Origin of the sequence: Microbacterium sp. SY138 (genome assembly GCF_039729145.1) — a bacterium.
GTDB lineage: Bacteria > Actinomycetota > Actinomycetes > Actinomycetales > Microbacteriaceae > Microbacterium > Microbacterium maritypicum_A.
Window position 1 is genome coordinate 2846945 of sequence record NZ_CP155793.1, and the last position, 26209, is coordinate 2873153.

Consider the following 26209-nt stretch of genomic DNA (forward strand, 5'->3'; position numbering starts at 1 on the left):
GGGCTCAAGTCCTGACGTTCTGACACCACTCGACGCTCTTCCGCTCTGTGATCATTGAGGAACATCAGCGTATCGAACGTTCAGTCAGAGTGTTCGAATCCGTATTCTTCAGCCTCGGAGGAACATCGTGGACATCGTCCGTCACGTCATCAACGGAGTGGAGGCCGCAGAAGCGGCCCGCACCGGCCAGGTCTTCGACCCCGCCACCGGCCAGGTGTCGAAGCAGGTCGCATTCGCCTCGACCGCCGAGGTCGACTCCGCCATCGCCGCGGCGGCGGCCGCGCTCCCCGCCTGGCGCGAGACGAGCCTGATCAAGCGCGCCGACGTCTTCTTCCGCTTGCGGCAGCTGCTCAAGGAGCGCACACCCGAACTCGCCGCGATCGTCACCTCCGAGCACGGCAAGGTGCTCTCGGACGCTGCCGGCGAGGTGTCGCGCGGCATCGAGAACGTCGAGTTCGCGGCGGGACTCGTGCATCTGCTCAAGGGTGAACGCAGCGAGCAGGTGTCGCGCGGTGTCGACGTGCACTCGGTCAAGCAGCCGGTCGGTGTCGTCGCGGCGATCACACCGTTCAACTTCCCGGTCATGGTGCCGTTGTGGATGGTCGCCTCGGCGATCGCCTGCGGGAACACGGTCGTCCTCAAGCCGAGCGAGAAGGATCCGTCGGCTTCCGTGTGGCTCGCGAAGCTCTTCGCCGAGGCCGGGCTGCCGGACGGCGTGCTCAACGTGGTCCACGGCGACAAGGAGGCCGTCGACGCGATCCTGGAGTCGCCCCGGGTCGATGCCGTGAGCTTCGTCGGCTCGACCCCCATCGCCCGCTCGATCTACCAGCGCGCCTCGGCCGCCGGCAAGCGGGTGCAGGCGCTCGGCGGCGCGAAGAACCACATGGTCGTCATGCCCGATGCCGACATCGACGCGGCTGCCGACGCAGCGGTCTCCGCCGCCTACGGCTCCGCCGGCGAGCGCTGCATGGCCGTCTCGGTGCTGGTCGCCGTCGGCGACATCGCCGATGACCTCGTCACCGCGATCGCCGATCGCATCGGCGGCCTCACGATCGGTGCCGGCACGGATGCCGCGAGCGAGATGGGTCCGCTCATCACCCGCGAGCACCGCGACAAGGTCGCCTCGTACGTGACGGGCGCCGAGGGCGAGGGCGCGAAGGTCGTCGTCGACGGCACGCAGAAGCAGTTCGACTCGGAGGGCTTCTTCCTGGGCGTCAGCTTGATCGACGAGGTCGCGCCCGGCATGAAGGTCTACGACGACGAGATCTTCGGCCCGGTGCTGTCGGTCGTGCGCGTCGAGACCTACGCCGAGGCGGTCGAGCTGGTCAACGCCAACGCCTACGGCAACGGCACCGCGATCTTCACGCGCGACGGCGGCACGGCCCGGCAGTACGAGTTCGACATCGAGGTCGGCATGGTCGGCGTCAACGTGCCGATCCCGGTGCCGATCGGCGCCTACTCGTTCGGCGGATGGAAGGACTCGCTGTTCGGAGACTCCCACATCTACGGTCCCGAGTCGGTGCACTTCTACACACGCTCCAAGGTCGTCACCACCCGGTGGCCCGACCACACGCCCTCCCAGGTCGACCTGGGCTTCCCGAGCAACCACTGACGAGGAGCGACCACGATGATTAACTTCACCGACCGCCACGGCGTCTCGCACCCGCTCCCCGCGCCCGAGGCCGAAGCGCAGGTGCGTGCGGACGACCGCGGCCACGTGTTCCATTCCTGGAGCGCGCAGGGCCTGATCGATCCGCTTCCCGTCGCCGCGGGCGAGGGCTCGACGTTCTGGGACTACCAGGGCAACGCGTACCTCGACTTCTCGAGCCAGCTCGTGAACCTGAACCTGGGGCACCAGCATCCCGACCTGGTTGCGGCGATCCAACAGCAGGCCGGGCGTCTCGCGACGATCCAGCCCGCGATCGCCAACGACGTGCGCGGGGAACTCGCGCGTCTGATCGCCGAGGTCGCGCCGGAAGGTCTTGAGAAGGTGTTCTTCACCAACGGCGGCGCCGAGGCCAACGAGTATGCGGTGCGCATGGCCCGCCAGTTCACCGGCCGTCGCAAGGTGCTGTCGATGTACCGCAGCTACCACGGCTCCACATCGACCGCGATCTCGCTCACCGGCGACCCGCGGCGTTGGGCGAACGACACCGTCGACTCCGGCGCCGTGCGCTTCTTCGGACCGTACCTGTACCGCTCGCCGTTCCACGCCGAGACCCCGGAGCAGGAGTCCGAACGAGCACTCGCGCATCTCGAGCAGACGATCCAGCTCGAGGGACCGCAGACGATCGCGGCGATCATCATCGAGACGGTCGTCGGCACCAACGGCGTGCTGGTGCCGCCGCCCGGATATCTGCAGGGCGTGCGCGCGCTGTGCGACCGCTACGGCATCGTCTACATCGCCGACGAGGTCATGGTGGGATTCGGGCGACTGGGCGAATGGTTCGGCATCGACGCGTTCGACGCCAGCCCCGACCTGATCACCTTCGCGAAGGGCGTGAACTCGGGCTACGTGCCCCTCGGCGGCGTGGTGATCTCCGACCGCATCGCCAGCGCCTTCGACACGATGCCCTTCGCCGGCGGGCTGACCTACTCGGGGCACCCGTTGGCCTGTGCGGCGGGCGTCGCGACGTTCGAGGTGTTCCGTCGCGACGGCATCCTCGAGCGCGTGCGCGACCTCGGCGAACGCGTGGTCGGTCCGACCGTGCGCTCCTGGGCCGAGAAGCACCCGAGCGTCGGGGATGTGCGCGGTCTCGGACTGTTCTGGGCGGTCGAGCTGGTCCGTGACCAGGCGACGCGCGAGCCCCTCGTGCCGTTCAACGCCTCCGGCGCGGATGCCGCTCCGATGGGCGCCTTCGCCGCTGCCGCCAAGAAGGCCGGTGTCTGGCCGTTCACGCATTTCAACCGCATGCACGTGGCCCCGCCGCTGGTGATCAGCGAAGAAGACCTGGTGCGCGGACTCACCGTGCTCGACGAAGCGCTCTCCGTGGCCGACGAGGCCGCCGCAGGCTGACGCGAGAACACGGGTTTCAGATGACGACCTTCGACCCTCGTACTACGAGCCCGACTACAGCCCTCGCTACGACCCACGCGAACCTCAACGAGGGCACTAGCCGCTAGTCCGGAACAGCGGAGGGGTGAGCGCAGCCGCTCTCACCCCTTCTCGTTTGTCACTTCATGTTTGTTGACGCCTCAGAGCCGCGATAAGGGCTCTGGAGAATCTTCTTTCTACAAGATAGAGCGCCGTCATCATGAGCAGCAAGATCGCTGCAGCGATCGCGCTCAGCATTGGAGGGTCATTCCAGAAAACGATAGCTGCGACCAGCGCGAGGACAGGCGCCACCCAGCTGATGATGAGAAGACTGCGCTTCCGTTTCGCCATAGGGCCAAGTTCATTGAGAGAGACCATGGTTGAAGCTCCTTATCTCCTTACGGTCCTGTACACCAGATGTGACCCGCCCAGGTCCAGTACACCCAGATGCCCTTACCGGCCTGGTTGCAAAGCCCCAGCCCCACGTTGTAGAGAGCTACCGGGCCAACAAATCCTGGAATCAGTGCGTACAGGATGGACGCAGTTTGACTGATCGAGACCTTGTTCGCGGGGATCCACGTTTTCCCTCCCCACCAATAGGTCGGATCGGCGACGACCGGATAGGCCACATCGCGGGCAGTGTGTTCAACGACCTGCACGAGCTGAGTGCCATCAACTTCGTATCGAGTCGGAACTGCAGCGCCGTTCGCATCGACCGCCCATGGCACATTCGTTGTGAGCACCGTGATGCCATCTCGATCCGCAACCACCGCTGATCCGTCCTCGACCAACATCACCGAACCGCCGACAGGAACGTCGATTCCGTAGGCGAAGCGCTCGGGAGCTTTCCGGCAAGAGCCCGCTCAACGTCTGCCACCGAAACCGTGTCAACATCCTCGGACGCATATGCCGGACCCACCCACGTACAGATCAGAGCCACGGAGGCCACCACCGCCCCAGCCGAAACCTTTGTTCGATATCTCACTGTGTTTCTCCGATCACTCGACCCGCCGCGCGCACAAGCATCCCGCACTCCAGCAGAACCTGTCTGTCCACCATTCGGGGGACGGACCAGCGAAACCCGCACCACATCGCGAAGAGCGACCGATATACGATTAGGCGGCAAACTCCACTCTCACGTCGATGTGTTCGACTGGTGGCTTCCCGAGGTCTACGCCGGCCCCACCTTTCGCACGCAGATCGTTGTGCGTCCGGCGGCCGCCGAGGAGATCGCAACGCACCAGGTCTGGGGGGCGGTTAGCGACCGAGGGGCCCTGAGCTACTCCCCCCGATTCCCCTCGGCGTAATTGTCGGTGTGGTGTCATTCAGTCGCCCACGGAGTCGAACACCCGCTCTCCCCCGACCCAGGTGCCGCGCACCTCGGTCAGGCCGATCTCCTCCGCGGGATGCTCGAACGGATCCCGGTCGAGCAGGGCGAGGTCGGCCCGCATCCCCACCGCGATCGTCCCGGTGTCGTCGAGGTGGTTCACCCGCGCCGATCCCGCCGTGTAGGCGACGAGGGCCGTGGCGAGGTCGATCGCCTGCTCCGGGAGGAACGGTTCGTAGTCGCCCTCCCACTCGGTCGGCGCGGAACGGCGGTTGACGGCCACGTGGATCGCCGCCATCGGGTTCGGCGTGCTCACCGACCAGTCGCTGCCCGCCGCGAGCGCGGCGCCGGAACGCAACAGGTCGCCGAACGGGTACTGCCACGCGCTGCGCTGCGCCCCGAGGAACGGGATGGTGAGGTCGACCATCTGCGGCTCGAGCGTCGCCCACAGCATCTGCATGTTGGCGGTGACGTCGAGGGCCCGGAACCGTGGGATGTCGTCAGGGTGCACGACCTGGATGTGGGAGATGTGGTGCCGGTTGCCGCGCGGACCGTTCTGCACGAGCGCGGCCTCGACCGCATCGAGGCACTCGCGCACGGCGCGGTCGCCGATCGCGTGGAAGTGCAGCGTGAAGCCGAGGGCGTCGAGCCGGGTCGCGGCTTCTTTGAGCAGCTCCGGTTCGACGAAGGAGATCCCCGAATCCTCGCGCGGGTGCCCGTGGCCGTCGCAGTACGGTTCCAGCATCGCGGCGGTGAAGTTCTCGGCGACGCCGTCCTGCATGATCTTCACGCTGCGCGCCCGGAAGCGGCCGACCGTGCTCTCGTCCCGACGGCGCACGATGTCGTCGATCTGCTCCAGGCCCCGTGATCGATCCCACCACAGGGAGCCGACGACGCGACCGGTGAGCATCCCGGATGCGGCGGCGGTCCGATAGGCCGGGAGCGGATCGCCCGCATCGCCGTACTCGGTGCCGACGATCGCATCCTGCCAGGCCGTCACCCCGTAGGAGTGCAGGTGGCGCTGCCCCTGCAGGAGCGCCTCGACGAGCCGCTCGGGCGCCTCGGTCGGCAGGAGCCGGTTGACCAGGCCCATCGCGCCCTCGTGCAGCGTGCCGCTGGGGGCACCGGTCGCATCGCGCTCGATCCGCCCGTCCGCGGGGTCGGCCGTCTCGCGGGTGATGCCGGCGAGCGCGAGCGCACGGGAGTTGACCCAGGCACCGTGTCCGTCACGGTTCGGCAGGAACGCCGGGCGATCGGGCACGACGGGGTCGAGGTCCTCTGCCGTCGGTGTGCCTCCGGGGAACGCCGACATCTGCCATCCGCCCCCGAGGATCCACTCGTCGTCCGGGTGCGCGGCCGCATACCGGGCGATCCGGTCGAGGTACTCCTCGCGGGTGGCCAGAGCGGACAGATCGCAGCGGAGCATGTCCAACCCGCCCCACACCGGGTGCACGTGCGCGTCCTGGAAACCGGGCACCAGCAGTCCGCCGGCGAGGTCGATCACCTCGGTCTCCGGCCCGATCAGCGCCGCGACGTCGTGCCCCACCGCGCTGATGAACCCGTCCGTCACGGCGACCGCGTGCGCCGTGGTGCGCGCGGCATCGGCGAGGAACACCCGCCCTCCGCGCACGCCACCCGTGAAGACCAGATCTGCGTATCCCACCCTCAACCCCCTGCCATCGTGCGGGCGATCTCGGTCGCCGAGTCCCCCGCCCTCTTCAGAACCACGGCCACCAGCGCGAGCGCCAACAGCGTGAGCACGAGCATGATCGTCGACACCGCGGCGATCTCCGGACGCAAGCCGCTGCGCAGCGCGCTGAGCACGTAGACGGGCCACGGCGTCGTTCCCGACACCTGCACGAACGCCGACACGACCGTGTTGTCGAGGCTCAGCGTGAACGAGAGCAGGAACCCGGCGAGCACGGCCGGCATCGCGAGCGGCAGCGTGATCTTGAGGAACGTGCGCACGGGCGGCGCGTAGAGGTCGGCCGATGCCTCCTCCAGGCGGGCGTCGAGCCCGACCAGCCGCGCCCGCACGATGTACGACACGATGGCGATCGAGAACAGCGACTGCCCCACCACGAGTCTCATCGTGCCGTCGTTGAAGATGCCTATCCCGGCATCCTGCCCGAGGAACACCAGCCACGGCAGCAGCGCGACCGCGTCGACGATCTCGGGCGTGACCGACACGAGCAGCAGAAGCCCGAGGAACCACCACACCCACCTGCCGGGATTGCGTGCCATCGCGATGCCCGCCAGCGTGCCCAGCGCGGTGGCGAGCAGAGCCGCGAGCAGACCGGTGCGCACCGACACGAGCACGGCATCGCGGATCGCGGGCTTGTTCACGATCGCGAGGAACGAGTCGAAGCCGAAGTGGTCCCAGGACACCAGCAGGCGCCCGACGTTGAACGAGTACGCGATGATCACGAGAATCGGCAGGAACAGGAACAGGAACACCAGCGCCGCCCAGATCGGCAGCACGAAGCGTCCGGCTCCCCGGCGCACGCGCGGTGCCGTCATGGCGGTCTTCGTATCGGTCATGATCCCTCCCCCAGGACGAGTCGGTTGCGTTGTCTGAGCGGCAGGGTCAGGAGCCAGAGGAGTCCGGCCGCGACCGCGATCGAGAGCATGATGACGATGATCAGCAGCACGGCCATCGCCGAGCCCAATGCCCAGTTCTGCGCGGTCTGGAACTGGCTCGCCACCACCTGCCCGATCATGTTGCCCTTCGCTCCGCCCAGCACGGTGGCGGTGATGTAGTCGCCCATCAGCGGGATGTACACCAGGAGCACGCCGGCGATGATGCCGGGTCGGGCCAGCGGCACCGTCACCCGCAGGAAGGTCGTGATGCTGTTCGCGCCCAGGTCCTTGCTCGCCTCGCGCAGCGGTCCCGACACCCGGTCGAAGGCGACGAACAGCGGCAGGATCATCAGCGGCAGGTAGTTGTAGACGACGCCGAGGAGCACGGCGCCGCGCGAGTACAGCAGGTCGAGCGGACCGGGGATGACCCCGACCCCCTGCAGCAGCTGCGAGAGCCAGCCCTCGGGCGCGAGGATCACCTGCCAGCCGATGGTACGCACCAGGAAGTTGGTCCAGAACGGCACCATCACCAGCGCGAGAAGCAACCCCCGCTTCGAGGGCGGTGCCTTCACCGCGATCCAGTACGCGACCGGCCCGCCGATCACGAGGCACAGGGCCGTGCCCAGGATGCCGATCCACAGCGTGTTCAGGAACGTGCTGAAGAAGGTCGGCGAGAGCGCCTCGAGGTAGCGGTCGAACGAGAGGTGGTCGAGCGCATGCGTGGCGAAGATGCTCGGCTTGTATCCGAAGCTGAACACGATCACCATGAAGATCGGGGCGACGAAGAAGACGAGCAACCACACCCAGGCCGGGATGGCGAGACCGAACTTGAGCTTAGGCACCGGCAGCCGCCTTCATCGAGTTCCAGATCGAGACGACGCGGTCCTGTGCGTCCGTCAGCTTGCCCTCGTGCATCGTGGCCACCTGCTCCTCGTCGAAGAACACCATGTCGAGCCGTTCCAGCCCCGCGGCCTCCGCCTCCTCCCGGATCCCCGAGATGCCGGTGTCGTAGCCGATGTAGTCGACCTGTGCGAGCTGCACGTCGGGCTGCAGCACGAAGTCGATGAACGCGTGCGCCGCCTCGGGGTGCGGGGCACCGGCGGCGATCGCCCAGTTGTCCATCCACAGCTCGGTCGCGGGGCTCCCCAGCACCCACTGCCACCGATCGGGGTCGTCGGACTCGAAGATGCCGAGCCTCGCGTCGCCGTTGTAGGACTGCAGCAGCGCGTGCGAGGCCTGCGGGATCGACGAACCTCCCGGGTACGAGTCGAACGCCGAGATGTGCGGCGCGAGGTCCTTCACCAGGAACTTCTCGACGGCGTCGAGGTCGTCCGGGTCCGTGGTGGTCCAGTCGATACCGTTCGCCCAGAAGTAGATGCCGAGCAGCGGCGCCGGATCGTCGAGCACCGAGGTCGAACCGGAGGCCTCATTCTGTGCGGCGTCGATGAAGTCGTTCCAGGTCGTGAGCTCTCGGGAGATCACCCTCTTGTCGTACACGAAACCGGTCGTCCCCCATGCCTTGCACACGGAGTACTCGTTGCCCGGATCCCACGAGCGCCCGCGGAACTCCGGCGCCACGTGCTTCATGTTCGGCAACAGGTCGAGGTTGAACTTCTGCAGGAGGCCGTTCTCGGCCATCGGTCCGACGAAGACGCCGGTCGGCACCACGATGTCGTAGCCCGAGGTGCCCCGCGCCGCGACGAGCTTGGCGATCAGCTCTTCGTTCGAGTTGAAGGCGTCGAGCACGATGCGCGGGCCGCTCTCGGCTGTGAACTGCTCGAGCACTTCCGGCGCGTCGTAGTCGCCCCAGCTGTAGATCGAGAGCTTGTCCTCGAGCGGTCCCCCCTTGGCGTGCACGGCCGCGGCGTTCTGGCCCGGTGCGCACGCGCTGAGCACGACCGCGCCGCCCGCCATGATGGCGGTGGCGAGGAAGCCGCGCCTGGTCAGCTCGGTGCGGATCACCCGCGCGGCGCTCCGGTGCGCGAGCACCCGCACCGGAGGCGTGCCGGTCACCGGCCGCCGTCCTTGGGCAGGGTGATCACGTGCGTCGCCGTCGTGGGGATGCCGTCCGCGGCGAACAGCCGTGCATCCGCGGAACTCCAGACGCAACGGACCTCGTCGTCGACTCCCACCTCCGGCGCCGTGGGCGCCGGCATGCGCGAGAGGAACGTGGCATCCTCGCCGATGCGCACCGCGACCTGCAGGGTCTCGCCGAGATGCGAGACCCCGAGCACACGACCGCGGACCCCTGCACCCTCGCCCTGTTCCAGGCGGACGTACTCGGGCCGGATCGCAGCGACCGCCGGCTGACCGGCGGCGACCCGCTCGCCACCCCAGCGACCGGCGATCACGCCGATCGCCGTGTCGACGGCCTCACCGTCGGCACGCACCGTGCCGTGCACGAAGTTCTGCTGCCCGATGAACGAGGCGACGTAGGCCGACGCGGGCTCCGCATAGATGGCCGCGGGCGCATCGAGCTGTTCGATCCGCCCGGCCCGCATCACCGCGATCCGGTCGCTCATCGACAGCGCCTCGGCCTGATCGTGCGTGACGAACACGAAAGTCGTACCGAGGCGGGCCTGCAGGAGCTTGAGCTCGAGCTGCATCTCCTCACGCAGCTGACGGTCCAGCGCCGCGAGCGGCTCATCCAGCAGGAGCACGCTCGGCCGGTTGATGAGCGCCCGCGACAGCGCGATCCGCTGCTGCTGGCCGCCGGAGAGCTGCGTCGGCTTGCGATCGGCGAACGCCCGCAGCTGCACCATGTCGAGCGCTTCGCTCACCCGCTCCCGCTGCTCGGCTTTGGGAACGCGCCGTTGCTGCAGACCGTAGGCGACGTTCTCGGCGACCGTGAGGTGCGGGAACAGGGCGTAGGCCTGGAAGACGGTGTTGACCTCGCGCCGATAGGGCGGCAGGTTCAGGACACTGCGGCCGGAGATGAGGATGTCCCCGGCATCCGGATACTCGAAGCCCGCGATCATACGCAGCGTGGTCGTCTTCCCACAGCCCGACGGACCGAGGAGCGAGAGGAACTCGCCCGGTTGCACGTCGAGACTCAGGTCGTCGACCGCGATGGCGGTGCCGTACCGCTTGGTCACGCCATCGATGCGGACCGCACCGGTGACGGTGGGTGCGTCGAGTGTCGCCGTCGACGTTCGGGTGGTGTCGGGCATGGAGCCTCCCCATTGAGATTCGCTTGCCGCGAGTCTGACACAGGAAAGTCGCCAGGTATAGCGAAATCGGAAGTCTCTTGATCGATTCGCAACGATATCCGTTGCGAATCGTCGAAGTCGCGACCGATTAGCGCTGATCAGATGAGGAAGCCGCGCAACAACGCCTCGGATCCGGCGAGGTGATCGCGCATTGCGGCCTCGGCCGCATCCGGGCGTCCGGCGAGGATCGCCGAGACGATGCCCTCGTGCTGCGCGCCCGAGTGCTGGATATTGCGCGGCATCAGCGGGAAGGTGTCGAGCCAGGCGTTCACATCCGCCCTGTTCTCGGCGACCAGAGCGACGAGCGAGGGGATGCCCGCGGCCTCGGCGATCGACAGGTGCAGCAAAGTGTCCAGGCGCCGGTATTCATCCGGCCCGGCCGGCAGAGCCGCCTCGTGCCGCGCCCAGAGGTCGGCGCGCGTCGCGGCGTCGAGCGATCGGCTCGCCGCGGCACGCACGGCACCGGTCTCGAGCACCAGGCGCAGCCCGAGCACATCGTCGATCTCCTCCGCGGTCACGGTGCCCGACACGGTCGGGTGCGGCAGCGGATCGGCGACGAACGTCCCTCCGTACCGGCCGCGCCGTGGGAGCAGGTAGCCGGTGTCCGCGAGTTCGCGGATCGCCTCGCGCACGGTGTCGCGACTGACCCCGAACGATGCCGCGAGCTCGCGCTCGGGCGGCAGCGATTCCCCCGGAGCGACGACGCCGAGACGGATCGTCTGCACGAGCCGGGCGACCGTGTCCTCCAGGGCGTTGCCGCGCCGCAACGGCCGGTAGACCGCTCTGCGCACCTCGACGAGGTCGCCGTCGTGGGGGTGCTCGCTCATGCCTTCACCCTGTCACAGCGAGGTGAGGGTCGCTCACAGCGGGGTGACGTAGGCGTTCGTGATCCCGCCGTCGACGACGAAGGCGCTCGCCGTGATGAACGACGAGTCGTCCGAGGCGAGGAAGGCGACCGCCGCTGCGAGCTCCGTCGGCTCGGCGAAGCGTCCCATCGGCACATGCACGAGACGCCGCTGCGCCCGCTCCGGATCCTTCGCGAACAGCTCCTGCAGCAGCGGGGTGTTCACCGGTCCGGGGCACAGCGCGTTCACCCGCACTCCTTGGCGCGCGAACTGCACCCCCAGCTCGCGGGACATCGCCAGCACGCCGCCCTTCGACGCGGTGTAGCTGATCTGCGAGGTCGCCGAACCGAGCAGCGCGACGAAGGAGGCGGTGTTGATGATCGACCCGCGTCCCGCCGGCACCATGTGACGCAGCGCGGCGCGGCTGCACAGGTACACGCTCTTGAGGTTCACGTCCTGCACCCGATCCCACGCCGGGAGCTCGGTCGTCTCGATCGAGTCGTCGTCCGCCGGCGAGATGCCCGCATTGTTGAAGGCGATGTCGATACGTCCGAACTCCTCGGCGACGCCGTCGAACAGCGCATTGACCAGGTCTTCGTCGGCGACGTCGACCCGGCGGAACACCCCACCCACCTCGGCAGCCGCCGTCTCGCCCGTGGCCGGATCGACGTCGGCGATCACGACGAACGCACCCTCCGCTGCGAAGCGCTGCGCGGTGGCGAACCCGATTCCGCTCGCGCCACCGGTGATGATGGCGACGCGGTCCTTCAGTCGCTGGGTCAGATCGATGCTCATGTGGGTTCTCCGTTCCGGATGGGGTGGGTTGCGCGACGATCAGGATTCATCGGTCGCGAAGAAGACGTTCTTGGTCTCGGTGAAGTGCTCCGCGGCGTCCGGCCCGAGCTCGCGCCCCAGCCCCGACGCCTTCATGCCGCCGAAGGGCGTGGAGTACCGCACCGAGGAGTGAGAGTTCACCGACAGCACGCCGCTGCGCACACCACGCGCGACACGCACCCCGCGCCCGAGGCTCTCGGTCCACACCGAGCCGGCGAGACCATAGGCCGTGTCGTTCGCCAGGCGGATCGCGTCGGCCTCGTCTTCGAAGGGCATCACCGCGAGGACGGGACCGAACACCTCCTGCTGGGCGATGCGGTCGGCGGGAGCCGCGAGCACGACGGCCGGCGCGAACCAGAAGCCGTCTCCCTCGGGCGCGCTCCCGCGGAACGCGATGTCGGCGCCGTCGAGGAACGAGGCGACGGTGTCGCGGTGCCCCGCCGAGATGAGCGGCCCCATGTCGGTGTCCTCACGCGCGGGGTCGCCCACGCGCCACGCGGTCACGGCCGGTTCGAGCAGCTCGAGGAAGCGGTCGTACACCGAGCGCTGCACCAGGAGCCGACTGCGTGCGCAGCAGTCCTGGCCGGCGTTGTCGAACACCGAGCCCGGGACTCCCGCCGCCGCGCGTTCGAGGTCGGCATCGGCGAAGACGATGTTCGCGCTCTTGCCGCCGAGCTCGAGCGTCACGGGCTTGAGCGCCCTGGCGCATCCGGCGGCGACCTCGATCCCGACCTCGGTCGAGCCCGTGAAGACCACCTTGCGCACATCCGGATGCTCGACCAGGCGCTGACCGACGACGGAGCCCGAGCCCGTGACGACCTGGAACAGCCCCTCGGGGAGCCCCGCCTCGAGCGCGAGCTCGCCCAGGCGGATCGCGGTGAGCGGTGTGAGCTCGGCCGGCTTCAGCACCACGGCATTGCCAGCGGCGAGCGCCGGCGCGAACGCCCAGGACGCGATCGTCATGGGGAAGTTCCACGGCACGATGACGCCGATCACGCCGTAGGGGTCGTGGAAGGTGACGTCGAGGCCACCGGCCACCGGGATCTGACGCCCGGACAGCCGCTCCGGGTCGGCGGAGTAGTAGTTGAGCACCTGGGCCACGTGGCCGGCTTCCCACCGGGCCGAGCCGATCGGATGCCCCGAGTTGAGCACCTCCAGCTGTGCCAGCTCCTCGACCACGCCCTCGACCGCACGGGCGAACGACCGGAGGACATCGGCTCGCGCGACCGGGGCGAGCGCCGCCCATCGGCGCTGAGCAGCGACGGCGCGGGCGATCGCGGCATCGGTCTCGGCGGCATCGGCACGGGCGACGTCGCGGATCGCTTTCCCGGTCGACGGGTTGATGACTGTGAACGCGCTCATCGGGCGCCCTCCTTCCGCCGCGCGGCGAGCGCACGAGCCTGTGAGACGAGATCGGCGAAGAGGCGCCGGTCGTCGGCGTTCTCCTCCGGATGCCATTGGATGCCGACGATGTGGCCGGCCGAGGTGTCGACGAACGCCTGCACGAGTCCGTCGTCGGAGTGCGCAGCCGCGATCAGCCCTTCCCCGAGGCGATCGATGCCCTGGTGGTGGTAGCTGTGCACGCGCACGCCGCCCGCACCGAGCACCTCGGCGAGCGTGGTGTCGCCCGAGACCTCGATGTCGTTCTCGGCGAAGATGCCGCCGCCGAGGCGGTACCGCTCGGTGCCGAGCGATTCGGGTAGATGCTGCTGGAGTGTGCCTCCCCGTGCCACGTTGACGAGCTGCAGCCCTCGGCAGATCGCGAGCACCGGGATGCGTCGTCGCTCGGCCGCACGGAACAGCGCCAGCTCCCACGCGTCGCGGTCCACGCGTGCGGGATCGGTGAGCGGATGCCGCTCCTCGCCGTAGAGCTCGGGGGCGACATCCGCACCTCCGGAGAGGATCAGGCCGTCCATGCCGGCGATGGCGGCCTCCGCCGACGCCGGGTCCTGTGGCGGCAGCAGCAGCGCGATGCCGCCGGCATCCGTCACCCCGGTCAGATACTGCTCGGGCAGGAACGCCGCCCGCACATCCCACACCCCCTGCTGCGCCCGCTCGAGATAGGTCGTGACACCGATCAGCGGGGCCAGGTCAGAGCCGCTCGAAACCACGGATGCGCTCCCAGTCGGTGACGGCGGCGTCGTAGGCCTCGACCTCGATGCGCGCCTGGTTCAGGTAGTGGTCCACGACGTCGTCGCCGAACGCCGCGCGGGCGATGGATGATTCGCTGAACAGCTGCGCCGCCTCCCGGAGGGTAGTGGGCAGGTGCTCGACGCCGGATTCGTAGGCGTTGCCCGTGAAGCGCTCGGGCAACGGCAGCTCGTTCTCGATGCCGTGCAGGCCCCCGGCGATGATCGCCGAGATGCCGAGGTAGGGGTTCACGTCGCCGCCCGGCACCCGGTTCTCGACCCGCAGGCCGGAGCCGGAGCCGATCACGCGCAGCGCGCAGGTGCGGTTGTCGATGCCCCAGGCGACGCCGGTCGGGGCGAAGCTGCCCTTCGCGAACCGCTTGTACGAGTTGATGTTGGGCGCGTAGAGCAGCGTGAATTCGCGCAGGGTAGCGAGGATGCCGGCGATCCAGTGCTCCATGATCGGGCTGAACCCATGCTCGCCGTCCCCCGCCATGACCGGGGTGCCGTCGTCGGCACGTAGGGAGAGATGGATGTGGCAGCTGTTGCCCTCGCGCTCGTTGAACTTGGCCATGAAGGTGAGTGCCTGTCCGTGCTGCTCCGCGATCTCCTTCGCGCCGTTCTTGTAGAGCGCATGCTGGTCGGCGGTCTCGCGCACCTCGGCGTAGCGGAACGCGATCTCCTGCTGCCCCAGGTTGCACTCCCCCTTCACGCCCTCGCAGTACAGTCCCGCGCCGTCCATGCTGTTGCGGATGTTGCGCAGCAGGGGTTCGAGGCGCGTGGAGGCGAGCAGGTTGTAGTCGACGTTGTAATCGGTCGACGGTGTGAGCCCCTCGTACTTGCGGGCCCAGGCTTCGCGATAGGTGTCGTCGAAGACGATGAACTCGAGCTCGGTGCCCGAGAACGCTGTCCAGCCCCGCTCGGCGAGACGGTCGCGCTGCCGATCGAGGATGGCTCTCGGTGAGGGCCCCACCGGTTCACCGTTCCCCCACACCAGATCGGCGATCACGAGCGCGGTTCCATCGAGCCACGGGATGCGGCGGAGGGTCGCGACGTCGGGCCGCAGCACCATGTCGCCGTACCCGCGATCCCATCCCGACATCGCGTAGCCGTCGACCGTGTTCATGTCGACATCGACCGACAGCAGGTAGTCGCAGGCTTCGGCGCCGTGATGCAGGATGTCCTCCTGGAACAGCCTCGCGGAGACCCGTTTGCCGACCAGCCGTCCCTGCGCATCGGCGAAGGCGACGATCACCGTGTCGATCTCGCCGGCGGCGATGCCGGCATCCAGCTGCTCGATGCTCAGGTTTCCCGACATCTTCTCGCTCCCGTCGTCGTGGTGAAGCGATCGGCCGACCGGCTTCGCCCTCAGAGTAGATCACCTCGGCGTCTAAAGGTAGACGAAACCACCATTGACTGCCACAATCATCCGCAAGGTGCACCCGGCGCCTGTGTGCATGCGAACGGAGAGCGGATGTCTGAGCAGAGCAGTGAGTCCCGCAAGGTCGCTGGGGCGACCTATACACGTGCCGGAAGCGAGTACTTCGAGAAACGGACGCTGAAGAGATCCGCCGGCGTCTGGGGACTGTGGGGGCTCGCGGTCGCAGCCGTCATCTCCGGCGACTTCTCCGGATGGAACTTCGGTATCGACTTCGCGGGCTTCGGCGGGATGCTGATCGCCTTCGTGATCCTCGTCCTCATGTACTACGGCATGATCTTCGCGATCGGCGAGATGGCCGCGATGATGCCGCACACCGGCGGCGCCTACTCGTTCGCCCGTTCCGCGATGGGCCCGTGGGGCGGCCTGGTGACCGGCGCCGCCGAGACCATCGAGTACGTGGCGACCACGGCGGTGATCGTCTACTTCTCGGCGTCGTATGCGAACGGCATTACGAGCGAGCTGCTGGGGCTGGAACTGCCGGGGTGGCTCTGGTACCTGATCCTCTACGTCGTCTTCATCGCGCTGAACTCCGCGGGCGCGGCGATCTCCTTCCGCTTCGCGATCGTCGTGTCGATCATCTCGATCGGCATCATCCTGGTCTTCTCCCTGATGGCCATCTTCTCCGGCGCCTTCAGCTGGGACGCTCTCTGGAACATCGCGCCCGACCCGGGCCAGACCGAGTTCCTGCCACACGGAGTGCTGCCGATCCTGTTCGCTCTCCCGTTCGCGATGTGGTTCTTCCTCGGCATCGAAGAACTGCCCCTGGCCGCGGAGGAATCGCACAATCCCACCCGCGACATCCCCAAGGCCGGATTCTGGGCTCGCGGTACCCTCATCGTCACGGGTCTGCTCGTGCTGTTCCTGAACACGGGCGTGATCGGGGCCGAGGCCACGGGCACCGCCGGCGAGCCCCTGCTCGACGGCTTCCGCGCGATCGTCGGCGACCAGCTCGCCGCGGTGCTCGCCCTCTTCGCCCTGATCGGACTGCTCGCGTCCCTGCAGGGCATCATGTTCGCCTACGGCCGCAACATGTACTCACTGTCCCGTGCGGGCTACTACCCGCGGTTCCTGTCCCTCACCGGCAAGCGACAGACCCCCTGGGTGGCTCTCGTCGTGGGTGCGGCGATCGGCTTCGTCGCCCTCATCGTGCTCGATGTGCTCGCGGCCGTCGACGCCGAGGGCGCGGGTTCGGTCGCCGGCGCGATCGTGCTGAACATCGCGGTCTGGGGTGCCGTGCTCGCCTACGGCCTGCAGCTGGTGTCGTTCATGATCCTGCGGAAGAAGTATCCGAACGTCGACCGCCCGTACCGCAGCCCGTGGGGCATCCCCGGTGCGGCCGTCGCGCTGGTGATCGCCGCACTCATCTTCGTCGGATTCCTGCTGAACCCGACGTTCGGCCCGGCGATCATCGCCATCGCGATCGTGTACGTCGTGATCCTGCTCGGGTTCGGACTCTTCTTCCGCCACCGTCTGGTGCTCTCCCCGGAGGAGGAGTACGCGATCTCGGGCGGCTCGCACGGCGATCCGCAGACCGAGGGCTATGACGCCATGGAGGGTGAGGTGTTCGACGACAGCGGCCGGTGAGTCCGCCCACAGCGCCTCGACGAGTCGGTCGGGGCGCTGTGTCGTGCCCGACCCCGGAGCGCTCTACTTGCGGTCGAAGTCGAAGGCCTTGAGCAGCTCGACGACGGCCTTGTCGCGCTCCTCGCCGCCCTCGTCGAACATGTGCGTCACGTGCGTACGCAGGTGGTTCTCCAGCAGCAGCCGGTTCAGCGACTCCAACGAGCGCTGGATCGCACGGGACTGCGTGATGATGTCCATGCAGTAGTCCTCGTTCTCGATCATCCGCGCGACGCCGCGCATCTGCCCCTCGAGGATGCTGGTGCGGTGCAGCGCACGCTTCTTGATGTCTTCGATCACCCCTTGAGGGTACTCGTCTCTCCGGGTGCGCGGCTGTCTGCGCACCGAGACACCGCACCGTCGCCGGTCGGGACCGTCGGGGCAGCACCGTGAAAGGATGACGTCATGCCGCGAACACCGATGACGCAGCTCTCGCCCGCCGACCAGGAACGCCTCCGCGCGCTCCGACGCATGAAGGCCGTCGCCCTCGGGGCTCTGGTGTTCATGGCCGTCGTGTTCGTGTTCGCCTTCGCGTTCCAACAGCGGTTCGACGGGCTCGCCTATGTGCGCGCTGCGGCCGAGGGCGGCATGGTGGGTGCCCTCGCAGACTGGTTCGCGGTGACGGCGCTCTTCCGCCGTCCGCTCGGGCTGCCCATCCCGCACACCGCGATCATCCCGAACCGCAAGGACGAGATCGGCCGCTCCCTCGGGGAGTTCGTGGAGACGAACTTCCTCGCAGCCGACGTGGTGCGCACCAAGCTGTCGAGCACGCGGATCGCGCTCCGCGCCGGTGAATGGCTGCGCGAGGCCCCGCACGCCGAGCGGGTGGGCACCGAGGGGGCGACGATCGCCACGGCCGTGCTCAATGCGCTGAGCGACGACGACGTACGCGACCTGATCACCGACCTCGCCCGCGAGCACCTGGTCGATCCCGAATGGGGTCCGCCCGCCGGAGCGTGGCTGGAGAAGATCGTCGAGGCGGATGCCCATCATGGCGCTGTCGACCTCGCCGCCGACAGCATCGCGCGCTGGCTCGACGCGAATGCCGAGTCGTTCAGCGGCCTCGTCTCCCGACGCCTCCCCGGGTGGGTGCCGAAGCTCGCGCACCGGTTCATCGACGACACCGTCTATCACGAGGCCGTCAAGTTCGTGCACGCCGTGCAGGCCGACCCGCGCCATCCGGCTCGTCTCGCCGTCGACGGCTACCTGGCGCGTCTGGCGGACAGCCTGCAGAACGATCCGGCCACGCGCGCGAAGCTCGAGAACGCCAAGGCCTCGCTGTTCGACAGCCCCCGTGTCGGCGCCCTGGCCGCCGAGGCCTGGAACACCGCGAAGAACGGCCTGCTCACGGCCCTCGCCGATCCGCAGAGCGGTCTGCGCCGCCGCGCCGTGCAGGCACTGCAGGAGGTCGGCGAGCGCCTCACGACCGATACCGCGCTGCAGAATCGGGTCGACACGTGGGTATCCGACGCCGCGGTCTTCCTCGTCGACCGCTACCGGCACGACATCGCCTCGATCATCACCGACACCGTCGAGCGCTGGGATCCGGCCGAGACCACCGAGAAGATCGAGCTCATGGTCGGCCGCGACCTGCAGTACATCCGCCTGAACGGCACGTTCGTCGGCGCCCTGGCCGGTCTCGCCATCTTCTCCATCGCCCACGCCCTGATCCCCGGAGTCTGACCATGTCCCCCTCCTCCCGACAGCTGAGTCACGACCCGCTCTGGCCGCGCGCCGGATCCTGGGCCGCCTTCGACACCGCCGCCGACGCCGTGCTGCTCGGCGTACCCACCTGGCGCACCTCGCTCTCACCGACCGGAGCCCACGCGACTCCGGCCGCCATCCGCGACGCCCTCCCCCGCTACGGGACGACTGTGATGGGGCCTCCCATGGTCGAGCTCGATGACGTGCTGCGCATCGCCGACGCCGGTGACGTCGCCGACCCGGACGGTTCCGCCGGCGAAGCGAGGGTCATCTCCCGCGTGCGCGATCTCGCCGCGGCCACGAGACTCGTGATCGCACTCGGCGGCGACAACTCGCTCACATATCCCGTGGCACTCGGCGCCGAGGCGACGGGACTGATCACCTTCGACGCGCACTTCGACCTGCGCGACGGCGTCTCCAACGGCACGCCCGTGCGGCGTCTGGTGGAGGACGTCCCCGGCTCATCCTCGCTGCACACGTCTCGGATCGACCCGACGAGGATCGTGCAGATCGGGATCGCCGACTTCGCGAACTCGGCCGCCTACGCCCGGCGCGCCGCCGACTGGGGCATCCGCGTCATCACACTCGACGAACTGCGCCGCCGCGGCATCGACGACGTGGTCGCGGAGGCGGTGGAGGTCGCCGGCGCCGGAGCCGATCCGCGCGTCCATCTCGACATCGATGTGGACGTGTGCGACCGCTCCGTCGCGCCCGGGTGCCCCGCGAGCGTTCCCGGCGGCCTGCAGGCATGGGAGCTTCGGGCCCTCACACGTGCCGTGGCTGCGGACGCCCGCGTCGTGAGTGCCGACCTCGCGGAGGTCGATGCGACCGCCGACGCCGACGATGCCCGCACCGTGCGGCTCGCGGCGCTGTGCGTGCTGGAACTGCTCACCGGGCTCGCCGCTCGCGGCTGAGACCACCGTGCGCCCACCCCCGTGTCGGAGGCGGGCGCACGCGGATCAGACTCCGGCGATCAGCCTCTCGGCGAACCAGAACAGCCCGATCGCGGCGACCACAGCCGCGATCCAGAAGCCCGCCGACGGCAGCCGACGGCGCAGCAGCACAAACAGCGGGAACACCACCGCGATCACCAGGAGCTGCGCCAGCTCGATACCCACGTTGAAGACGAGGAGCGCCCCGAGCAGATCCCACGAGAACGGTTCGTCGATTCCCAACGCTCCGGCGAAGCCCACGCCGTGCATCAGCCCGAAGGCGAAGACCACGCCGATGCGCAGCAGATCCCCTCGGGTGAAGCCGTCGACCGCCGGTGCGGATGCCGGCGCCGCGAGGATCTGCTCCCGCACGGCGACAGCGCTCCCGCCGCCTCCGACGAGCGGCTGCTCGTCGAGAGGACCCTGGGCCTTCCCGGACAAGGGCCGAAGCGTCCCGCCCACCCCTATCGCATCCGCCTGTCCGGCACGCCGGAACCGCCGCATCTCCCAGAGCGCGACGACGGCGATCGACAGGGCGATGGCCGGCTCGACGATCCAGGCGGGGATGCTCACCACCCCGAGGGCGGCGAGGATGAAGGTCGCCGAGTGCGCGACCGTGAACGCCGTCGCCGCCAGCACGATATCCCGGAGCCGTCGAGATCCGATGATCAGCGCCAGCAGGAACAGCAGGTGGTCGGGGCCGAGCAGCAGATGCTCCGCCCCCAGCACGAGGAACTCACCCATCCGAGAGCCCCAGTCGGTCGTGGTGACCATCGAGGGGTTCGTGTCGGTGTCGAGGCTGGCCACACCCGCCCCCGAACGCACGTCGTAGTCGACGATCGTCGTCGTCATGCCCCCGGGAGCCGTTCCGGGAAACAGCTCGGTCGTGATCCGATACGGCACGGGCATCGCCTCTACCTGCGCCGTGCAGTCGGCTTCGATCACCAGGCGCGCATGCGGTACGCCGTCCCGGATGACGATCTCGTAGGGCGCCACCACGGCGTTGGGGCACGCCTGCGACGGTTCCTCGTCCTGCGCCACGCTCACCGAGAACCGAGGCAGCACGTATCCCTCGACGGAGTCGGCATGATCGTCGAGCACCGCGGGCGTGAGCTTCTCCGGATCCCGGCCGCTCGCCTGCACGTCGGCGTAGGCCTCCTGCTCCAAGGCCGTGTCGCCCATCGCCCGCGCTCCGTCGGTCGCGAGCAGGACGTACTCGATGTCGAGCACGGTGCGCACGACGCCGCGCTCGGGTTCGGACACATCGGCGAAGACCGTCGCCGCATAGCTGTGCGCCGCGGCCGGGGCCGCCGTCAGCATCACGCTGACGGCGACCCCGGTGAGGGCGACGACTCCGGCGACCAGGGTGCGGATCGCCAGTCGGGGGCGCTGACGCGCACCCGGATGCCGACGCCGGTTCCTCATTCCTGTCCCTCCGGGTGGCGCAGCATCCGTCGGCGGAGCAGAACGCCGCCTCCGGCGAGCAGCAGCAGTCCGGCGAAGGCGAGCATCGTCGGGGCCGGGCCACCGGTCGCCGCCAGTGGATCGGACTGTCCGCCGGCGGAACCGCCGCCCTGGTTCGCGCCGCCACCGGGGGTGCCACCGGGGGTGCCACCGGGGGTGCCGCCGGGGTTGCCGCCGGGGTTGCCGCCGTCGGAGCCGGCTGTCGAGGTCACGGTGAACGTGACCTGGTTCTGCCGGGCGGCCGCGTCGGTCGCGATGTACTTCAGGGTGTAGGTGCCGGTCGCGGTCGGGGTGAACGTGTATCCGTCTCCGGCAGCCGCGGCGAGCGCCCGCAGGCCGGACGCCGGGTCGTCGACCGCCACGGGGGCACCCGACGGGTCGGTCACCTCGAGCATCGTGCTCACGCGTCCCGAGTTGTCCACGGCCTCGGCGCGCGGGGCGGTGTAGGCGGTTCCGACCGTGGCCTCACCCGCAGGTTCCGGGGCGACGCGCACGAGCGGCGGCATGGTGTCGAGTGCGGTGAGCTCCCGCGTCGCCACCCGGTACACGTCCTTGTCGGAGAGCGGAGCGCTGTAGACCTCGACTCCGGCGATCCGTCCGTCCATGGTGGCGTCGTCGAGCGCGCCCGACGTGTTCGCGTCGCCGCCGATCACCATGTAGCGCGCGTCGGCCGCGCTGGGCTTGACGGAGAACGACACTCCTTCGGACTCGGCCTTTCGGACACCGTCGACGTACAGCCGTGCATCCTGGCCGTCATACCAGGCGGTCACGTGGTACCACTGGCCGTACTTCAGGCTGACCGCCGGACGAGGCGAGGCGTACCAGAACTGCAGCTCGTACGTCGTCGCGCTGGTGCCGACGGCCTCGAGACCGATGCCCCCGCTCTGCATGCCGCCGAACACGTCGACGTATCCGCCGGCGATCGCGTCGAGACGGAAGGTCGCATCGAGGGTGAAACCATCCTGCAGCGCTGCATACTCCGCGTCCGTCCACTTCGGAGTGCGGATGCCGGTGGCAGCTCCCTCCGCGCCGATCACGACATCGGATCCCACGCCGGGATCGTTCTCGATCCGGGCATCGGCGCCTGCGGTGAGCGGACGCGCGGCCGGAGAGGAGTCGCTCGCCGTGCCGCCCGCGAAGCCGACATCCAGGAGATCAGCCGTGGGCAGGGCGGCGCGGAGGTCGTCGAAGGTCAGACTGCTGGGGTCGAAGGGCCCCTCACCGCCGCTGCCTTCGGTGCTGGTGAACCGCGTCGTCAGCGCGGCACCCTCCTTGCCCCAGGCGTTGATCGGGGTGACCCGCACCTCGTACTCCTTCCCGGGGAGCAGGTTCCACACCTCGTGGCTGCGGTCGGCAGGCATCGGCAGGTTGTAGAAGCCCGACCACTGCAGGAACGAGTTCACCTCCTCGCCGGTGGCGACGTCGACCGTGGAGTAACGGTACTTGTGCACGATGTCGCCGACGGAGTTCGGCGCGGGCACGGCCTGCGGGAAGGAGGCCATCGCCTTCGTGCTCGCGATGTCGCCGACGGTCACGGCCGCACCCTCCGGCCAGATCGGGCCGGCGGACTGCGCGGCGCGGTGAGAGTTGTTGAACGGGAAACGCTCGTCATAGGACTTGGTCTCATCGACCGAGTCGGCCACGTCCCAGGTCCAGGTCTGGTCGATCCACTGATCGGCGAGCAGGTCGTAGTTCTTGATCGTGACGGTGGTGCCGGTGATCTCGACGATGGCCGTCTGGCGGTTGTTGCCCGCGTCATCCGGCGTGGTGTCGTTGCCGCGGCTGGTCGGGCTCGAGTTCACGACACCCGACTCGAACTCGTAGTACGCCAGCGGCGGCGCGTTCACGGTGGTGAATCCCTGAGTCGACCGCTCGCCGCTCCGGTTCTCCTGGCCCTGCCAGATCGAGGTCGGGATGTTCTGCGGCGTGTGGATGTGACCGCCCCAGACGACAGCCTGCGGGAAGTCGTCGAACACGGACTGGAAGCCGTCGCCGCAGCCGCTGGAGAGACCGGTGCCGTACCACTCGTTCGAGACGTAATGGGTGCACTGGAGCGGGTGGTGCACCAGCACCATGACGGGCTTGTTCGGGTCTTCAGCCGTGGCGGCTGCCAGCCTCTGCTGCAACCAGGACTGGGCGTAGGCGTAGTTGCCGCCGCTCGCTCCCGAGGGCTTGCCCGTGTCGGGGTCGATGGTGCCACTGCCCGGCGACACCGTGATGACGTGGTAGCCGTTCACGGTGTAGTCGGCGTTCGGCTTCTGGCCGCCCGTCGCCTGCGTGAACAGGTCGTACGAGGAGATACCCGAGACGTCGTGGTTTCCGAGCGACGCGATCGCCGGGATACCGAGGCCTGCCTTGGAATCCATCGTCTGCTTGAGTCCGGCGAATTCGCCCGGCGTCGCACTGTTGGTGAGGTCGCCGACGAACAGGGCGGTCTGGACGTTTTCCTGTGCCCAGAAGTCGTAGGCCTCGGCGAGCTCGTCCCAGTTGACGTGGATGTCACCGATCGCCGCGAAGCGCACGTCCGGTCCTCCGGCCTCGACCGCCGGCGCCGCTGCGACGCTCGGAGCCGCAGCCACGGCCGCATCCGGAGCCCCGGTCACCGTGATCGTGCGGGTCTCCGTGCTCACGCCGCCTGCGGCATCGCTGATCGAGTAGCCGACGACGTAATCACCGGGGACGGTCGGGGTGAATCGATACCCGCCGGACTCCTCCGGCATGACCATCGTGACGACACCGGAAGGGTCTTCCACCGTGACGACGAGCTCGCTCGCGGAGCCGTCGACATCGGCCGCGGAGGCCGAAGGAAGCAGCACAGCACTCCCGACCCGACCGCTGGTCGGTGCCTCGCGCTCGAGGCGGATGATGGTGCCGCCCGTCTCGGTGGCGGGCGACACGTCTTCGGGATCGGTCACGGCGAGGCTCGCGTTCGACGTGGTGACGACCGGTGCGGCCACGGACGCAGCAGCCGGGAGCACAGGCCCCGCGATACAGGCGGCGACGGCGACGAGCGATGCGGGGCGGAGGAGCCGCGCGAATCCGCGGCGGGAAAGGGACGGATCGGGGGCGGGCGGTTTACGACGAGACACGGAGCATCCTCTGTGAGACGAGAAGAAATCGGACTTCCCCAATCGACCGCCGCAAGATGACGCCGGGGTGAACACCGGCCGACGCAGACGTGTCATCGGCCGCCCGCGCGGCGATCCGGGCGACCCGGTGCGCACAGTGGGCGCAGTCGCGCGACCCGTTCAGTCTTCGCCGGGGAGCGCGGCCGCTCCGAAGGCCTGCGCTTCGAAGGAGATCGTGTGCGGAACGTAGCGATCCTCGGCGCATTCGACGGGTCGGCCGTTCGAGGCGAAGGTTTCGCGTCGCACCTGCAGGAGCGGACTGGATCTCCGCACACCGAGCAGACGCGCATCCTCGGTCGCCGCAGCCACCGCTTCGATCCGGTGGTTTCCCGACGAGACCACGATCCCGGCGTCTGCGAGCACTCGTGTCGTGGAGACCACGTCATCCGGAAGACCTGCGACGTGCGGAACCACCCAGGGCGCCCATGTCGAGCGCTCCACCATCACGGGGCGCTGGTCGAGTGTCCGCACACGGGTGAAGGTCAGGACGTCTGCGTCCGTGCGGATCCCGAGCAGACGCGCCTCCCGCGCCGTGGCCTTCCGCGTCGTGCGGGCCACGATGAGACCGCCGGGTGCGCGCCCGCGGCCACGCGCCCACTGGGTGAACGACCGCATCCGGTCGAATCCCTGCGGCTGGCTGGGCTGCACGAACCATCCTGAGCCCCGGTGCGACTCGACCAGCCCCTGCCGCGCCAGGGTGGCGAGCACGGTGCGGATCGTGCGTCGAGAGACGCCGTGGAGGGCGGCCAGCTCCATCTCGCTGGGAAGCCCTGCTCCCCCGGCGTAGGTGCCGTCAAGGATCTGCGCGCGAAGGAGCGCGAGCACCTCACTCATCGGCCGCATGCGATCGCATCACGGTGTTGTCGAGCGGAGCGCTCCCGGGTTGCGACGGCACAGCTCACTCTAACGCCCATGCGCCGACACCCCGGAGATGACTGAAGCCCCCGGGCATGTGCCTGGGGGCTTCAGTGTTCGGTGGACCTAAGGGGATTCGAACCCCTGACCTCCTCGATGCGAACGAGGCGCGCTACCAACTGCGCCATAGGCCCGTGAACGACATCTACGCTATCACGACGGAGAAGCTGTTCGCGCCGCGGACGGTCATCCGGCGGCGCGGCGCGAGAGCAACTCGCGCACGTGCGCTTCGATCTCGGCGTCGTCGACGAAGCCCATCCGCGCATACGGCGATGAGGCCGCGGGCAGCGCCACCGGCGCCTCGGGGGCCATCTGCTCCGCACGCTCGCGCAGGGCGGCGACGCGCGCGGCCTTGCGACGCTGTTCCTGTGCCTCCATCTGGGCCTGCGCAGCCTGCGCACGAGACCCGGGCACCGACACGAGCGGCTCCGGCAGCGGACGCGGTGTCCACGTCGCCCGCCCCTGGTCGTGCAGCTCGGGGGCGACGCGCGGGGCGGCCGGCGTGGCCACCACGTGCGTGGCGCGTGCGACACGGCCGGCGACCGCGGCCATGCGCTGCAGGGCGATGCCGGCGACGACGACGGCGGCGCCACCGATCCACAGCAGCGCCGAGCTCCCGGCAGCCAGGAGCTGCCAGACGCCGAGCCCGGCGATGACGAGTCCGACGAGGAGGGTGCTGGTCGCGGCGACACGGACACGTCGACGTGCCCGTGCCCGTCGGATCACGGGATCGGCCCTGGTCGCCGCGAGTTGCTCACGAAGGGACTCGAGTTCGGCAGCCTCACGTTCGGACTGCACCCGCTTGGCCAGCTTCTGCTGGGCCAGCGCGGTGCGCGCGTTCAACTCGAAGCGCACTTCACCGGGAGTCTCGCTCGTCTCGGCGAGCACACGCAGGGCCTGGTTCAGCCGCACCGCGTTGCGTTCAGCGGCGTTGTATTGGAATCGCCCCCGCCAGGATGGCAGCAGATAGAGCATCCAGAGCAGCACGGCGACGAGCACGATCACTCCCCCGCTCAGCACCGGCCCGTCCATACCGACAACGCTAAG

22 protein-coding genes and 1 tRNA gene are annotated in these 26209 nt (G+C 68.8%); 5 read left to right on the forward strand and 18 right to left on the reverse strand.

Going from position 1 to position 26209, the window contains the following annotated elements:
- Nucleotides 1–127: 127 nt before the first annotated feature.
- Together ABDC25_RS13555 and ABDC25_RS13560 are read left to right on the forward strand one after the other, a co-directional pair.
- Complete coding sequence (locus ABDC25_RS13555; protein WP_021199964.1) at nucleotides 128–1612, forward strand: CoA-acylating methylmalonate-semialdehyde dehydrogenase; 1485 nt, start codon at nucleotides 128–130, stop codon at nucleotides 1610–1612.
- Nucleotides 1613–1627: 15 nt separating this feature from the next.
- On the forward strand, nucleotides 1628–3016 hold the full coding sequence (locus tag ABDC25_RS13560) for an aspartate aminotransferase family protein (RefSeq protein ID WP_167255783.1): 1389 nt from the start codon (nucleotides 1628–1630) through the stop codon (nucleotides 3014–3016).
- 162 nt (nucleotides 3017–3178) lie between these two features.
- Here ABDC25_RS13560 and ABDC25_RS13565 read toward each other — a convergent pair whose 3' ends face one another.
- The 12 genes from ABDC25_RS13565 to ABDC25_RS13620 all read right to left on the reverse strand — a co-directional run bounded on the left by ABDC25_RS13565 (nucleotide 3179) and on the right by ABDC25_RS13620 (nucleotide 15276).
- Nucleotides 3179–3412, reverse strand: coding sequence for a hypothetical protein (locus tag ABDC25_RS13565; RefSeq protein ID WP_021199966.1), 234 nt, complete (start codon nucleotides 3410–3412; stop codon nucleotides 3179–3181).
- Between the two features lie 20 nt (nucleotides 3413–3432).
- Nucleotides 3433–3828 (reverse strand): hypothetical protein, encoded by a 396-nt coding sequence (locus ABDC25_RS13570; protein ID WP_347123183.1) that lies wholly within the window; start codon nucleotides 3826–3828, stop codon nucleotides 3433–3435.
- 531 nt (nucleotides 3829–4359) lie between these two features.
- A complete protein-coding gene (locus ABDC25_RS13575) occupies nucleotides 4360–6024 on the reverse strand; it encodes an amidohydrolase (protein ID WP_347123185.1) in 1665 nt (554 codons plus the stop codon).
- A 2-nt stretch (nucleotides 6025–6026) separates the two neighbouring features.
- Entirely contained in the window at nucleotides 6027–6902 is an 876-nt protein-coding gene (locus tag ABDC25_RS13580; RefSeq protein ID WP_021199969.1) for an ABC transporter permease, read from the reverse strand.
- On the reverse strand, nucleotides 6899–7783 hold the full coding sequence (locus tag ABDC25_RS13585; protein ID WP_167255777.1) for an ABC transporter permease: 885 nt from the start codon (nucleotides 7781–7783) through the stop codon (nucleotides 6899–6901). The genes ABDC25_RS13580 and ABDC25_RS13585 overlap by 4 nt, the downstream gene beginning before the upstream one ends.
- Nucleotides 7776–8954 (reverse strand): spermidine/putrescine ABC transporter substrate-binding protein, encoded by a 1179-nt coding sequence (locus ABDC25_RS13590; RefSeq protein ID WP_021199971.1) that lies wholly within the window; start codon nucleotides 8952–8954, stop codon nucleotides 7776–7778. Before ABDC25_RS13590 ends, ABDC25_RS13585 begins: the two co-directional genes overlap by 8 nt.
- Nucleotides 8951–10111 carry an ABC transporter ATP-binding protein gene (locus ABDC25_RS13595; RefSeq protein WP_292766698.1) on the reverse strand — a complete coding sequence of 387 codons (1161 nt, stop codon included), beginning with the start codon at nucleotides 10109–10111 and terminating at the stop codon, nucleotides 8951–8953. Before ABDC25_RS13595 ends, ABDC25_RS13590 begins: the two co-directional genes overlap by 4 nt.
- Before the next feature lie 137 nt (nucleotides 10112–10248).
- Nucleotides 10249–10977, reverse strand: coding sequence for a GntR family transcriptional regulator (locus tag ABDC25_RS13600; RefSeq protein ID WP_136024173.1), 729 nt, complete (start codon nucleotides 10975–10977; stop codon nucleotides 10249–10251).
- Between the two features lie 33 nt (nucleotides 10978–11010).
- On the reverse strand, nucleotides 11011–11790 hold the full coding sequence (locus ABDC25_RS13605) for a 3-oxoacyl-ACP reductase (protein ID WP_021199974.1): 780 nt from the start codon (nucleotides 11788–11790) through the stop codon (nucleotides 11011–11013).
- A gap of 39 nt (nucleotides 11791–11829) precedes the next feature.
- Complete coding sequence (locus tag ABDC25_RS13610; RefSeq protein WP_347123189.1) at nucleotides 11830–13191, reverse strand: aldehyde dehydrogenase family protein; 1362 nt, start codon at nucleotides 13189–13191, stop codon at nucleotides 11830–11832.
- A complete protein-coding gene (locus ABDC25_RS13615; protein WP_292769280.1) occupies nucleotides 13188–13940 on the reverse strand; it encodes a gamma-glutamyl-gamma-aminobutyrate hydrolase family protein in 753 nt (250 codons plus the stop codon). Before ABDC25_RS13615 ends, ABDC25_RS13610 begins: the two co-directional genes overlap by 4 nt.
- Entirely contained in the window at nucleotides 13921–15276 is a 1356-nt protein-coding gene (locus ABDC25_RS13620) for a glutamine synthetase family protein (RefSeq protein WP_347123191.1), read from the reverse strand. The genes ABDC25_RS13615 and ABDC25_RS13620 overlap by 20 nt, the downstream gene beginning before the upstream one ends.
- Nucleotides 15277–15432: 156 nt before the next feature.
- On the opposite strand from ABDC25_RS13620, the gene ABDC25_RS13625 reads away from it, so the two are divergent.
- Nucleotides 15433–16983 carry an amino acid permease gene (locus ABDC25_RS13625; protein WP_021199978.1) on the forward strand — a complete coding sequence of 517 codons (1551 nt, stop codon included), beginning with the start codon at nucleotides 15433–15435 and terminating at the stop codon, nucleotides 16981–16983.
- A 63-nt stretch (nucleotides 16984–17046) separates the two neighbouring features.
- Here ABDC25_RS13625 and ABDC25_RS13630 read toward each other — a convergent pair whose 3' ends face one another.
- Nucleotides 17047–17319 (reverse strand): metal-sensitive transcriptional regulator, encoded by a 273-nt coding sequence (locus ABDC25_RS13630; protein ID WP_021199979.1) that lies wholly within the window; start codon nucleotides 17317–17319, stop codon nucleotides 17047–17049.
- A 105-nt stretch (nucleotides 17320–17424) separates the two neighbouring features.
- Here ABDC25_RS13630 and ABDC25_RS13635 point away from each other — a divergent pair, with 105 nt between their 5' ends.
- A complete protein-coding gene (locus ABDC25_RS13635; protein WP_347123194.1) occupies nucleotides 17425–18702 on the forward strand; it encodes a DUF445 domain-containing protein in 1278 nt (425 codons plus the stop codon).
- A 2-nt stretch (nucleotides 18703–18704) separates the two neighbouring features.
- Nucleotides 18705–19637: an arginase family protein gene (locus ABDC25_RS13640; RefSeq protein WP_347123196.1), complete on the forward strand. Its 933-nt coding sequence runs from the start codon at nucleotides 18705–18707 to the stop codon at nucleotides 19635–19637.
- 45 nt (nucleotides 19638–19682) lie between these two features.
- Here the strand turns inward: ABDC25_RS13640 and ABDC25_RS13645 are convergent, their stop codons facing one another.
- The 5 genes from ABDC25_RS13645 to ABDC25_RS13665 all read right to left on the reverse strand — a co-directional run bounded on the left by ABDC25_RS13645 (nucleotide 19683) and on the right by ABDC25_RS13665 (nucleotide 26194).
- A complete protein-coding gene (locus ABDC25_RS13645; RefSeq protein WP_347123198.1) occupies nucleotides 19683–21080 on the reverse strand; it encodes a HupE/UreJ family protein in 1398 nt (465 codons plus the stop codon).
- Nucleotides 21077–24208, reverse strand: a complete 3132-nt coding sequence (locus tag ABDC25_RS13650) for a LamG-like jellyroll fold domain-containing protein (RefSeq protein WP_347123200.1) — start codon at nucleotides 24206–24208, stop codon at nucleotides 21077–21079. The genes ABDC25_RS13645 and ABDC25_RS13650 overlap by 4 nt, the downstream gene beginning before the upstream one ends.
- A gap of 159 nt (nucleotides 24209–24367) precedes the next feature.
- Nucleotides 24368–25081, reverse strand: a complete 714-nt coding sequence (locus ABDC25_RS13655; protein ID WP_347123202.1) for a GntR family transcriptional regulator — start codon at nucleotides 25079–25081, stop codon at nucleotides 24368–24370.
- A 142-nt stretch (nucleotides 25082–25223) separates the two neighbouring features.
- A tRNA-Ala gene (locus tag ABDC25_RS13660) sits at nucleotides 25224–25296 on the reverse strand.
- A 52-nt stretch (nucleotides 25297–25348) separates the two neighbouring features.
- Entirely contained in the window at nucleotides 25349–26194 is an 846-nt protein-coding gene (locus tag ABDC25_RS13665) for a hypothetical protein (protein ID WP_029267172.1), read from the reverse strand.
- Nucleotides 26195–26209: the final 15 nt, after the last annotated feature.